The organism is Streptomyces sp. NPDC054840, assembly GCF_053611065.1.
In genome coordinates this window covers 1-1,610 of sequence record NZ_JBSGZP010001059.1, presented here as the reverse complement: position 1 = coordinate 1,610, position 1,610 = coordinate 1, and the positions used below count along the sequence as shown (strand labels likewise).

Below are 1,610 nucleotides of genomic sequence, written 5' to 3'. Positions count from 1 at the left end.
GAGGAGCGCAGGGCGAGGACGCCCGCCGCTCCCGTCACCGCGAGCTGCACGGCGAAGACCGCCGCCACCGGGAACCCGAGCAGCACCGGCGCCGTGAAGAGTCCCGCCCAGGCCGCCACCACCGCCACCACCTCCGGCTCCGGCCGGGACAGCGCCCGCGCGAGCCACCAGGCCGCCCCCGCCGCGATCAGCAGGACCAGCGCGATCGCCGCCCCCGGCCCGTACGGGTCCCGGTCCGGGGTCGTCGCCGCCCACACCTCGCCCAGCACCCGGAACCGCGCCACCAGCGCCGTAGCCGCCGCGGCACCGGCGGACAGCGCCGCCAGGGAGGCCACCGCGGCCCCGGCTCGGACCGACCCGCGCCGGACCGCCGCCGGGAGTGCGGGCACCCGTACCGCCGCCAGCAGCGGCAGCGCCAGCAGCAGATGCACCAGCACCGTCCAGGCCGGGTCCAGGCCCGGCCGGGCCACCCCGCCCAGGCCGGCCACCGCCGCCAGGGCACCCGCCGACGCGGCGGCCGAGGCGCGCGGCTCCCGCCAGGCCGCCGCCATCCCGAGGGCCGCGCCCGCCAGCAGCAGCGCCGCCGGGGCCACGGCCTGCGCCGCCGACCCCGCCGACCACGACTGGGCCACGCCGATCAGCAGCGCGCCCGCGCCTGTCACGGCAGCCGGGACCGCCGCCGCCCTGACCCGCAGGGCGAGCGCCGCGTCCAGCGCCGCCGTCGCCAGCAGCGCCCAGCCGAGCGCCTGCGGGCCCGGCCGCGCGGCCAGCGCCGCAAGCGGCAGCGCGAACTGCGCCGCCAGCAGCGCGGCCGGCAGCGGCAGCCGCAGCGTGCGCAGCCCCGAGCCGTAGCCGGCCCATGCGGCCGCCAGTACGGCGGCCGCCCCCGCCGCGTAACCGGTGCCGTTCATGTCCGGCATGCCGACCGCGTAGAGCGCGTACGCGTCGAGCACCGTCAGCAGCAGGCCGACCGCCGCGACCGACTCCGCCGTCGACCGCAGCCCGCGGCGCAGCAGGACCACGGGCGCGCCCAGCGCCGCCGCCGTCACCGCGGCGAGCACCGCCGAACGTCCGGCGATGCCCATCGAGCCCCAGCTGACCAGCGTGAACGCGAGCGCGGCGACCGCCAGCAGGACCGCGCCCAGGGTGAGCAGTACGTTCTGCGCGCTCGGGGCGGAGGCCTCCTTCGCGGGCCCGGTGGCCCCCGCGGAGACCGCGGGCCCCCAGCGGACGGGAGCGGGACCGGACCCGGGTTGCCGCAGCAGACGCAGCAGCCAGTCCCGGCGGCCCAGCAAATACAGCCGCCGGGCATCGAGTTGAGCCAGCTCGCGGTCGATGAGCGCCAGCTCTTCGGCGGGCGGCAGAGGCGTGTTCATATCCGGAGTGTGGCGGCGGTCACGCAGTCAGGGCATGGGTGTGCGTACTCAGATGTGCCCTGAGTAGGTACCCGACGTGCGGCCCCCGGGTCCCCTCGGGGGAGTGGTTTGAACCAGCCCCGAGCCTTCTGTATTGTTCAGTGCGTTCCCGGGCGATTAGCTCAGCGGGAGAGCACTTCGTTCACACCGAAGGGGTCACTGGTTCGATCCCAGTATCGCCCACCGGGACAGGCC

The 1,610-nt window shown here is 77.5% G+C and carries 1 tRNA gene and 1 pseudogene; one reads left to right on the top strand and one right to left on the bottom strand.

The annotated features are described in order from the left end of the window. Positions 1–1,376 (bottom strand): annotated as a pseudogene (locus ACWGIU_RS37480) (SCO7613 C-terminal domain-containing membrane protein); the annotation flags it as partial. A 150-nt stretch (positions 1,377–1,526) separates the two neighbouring features. Between ACWGIU_RS37480 and ACWGIU_RS37475 the strand changes: the two are divergent. Then, a tRNA-Val gene (locus ACWGIU_RS37475) sits at positions 1,527–1,598 on the top strand. Positions 1,599–1,610 lie beyond the last annotated feature (12 nt).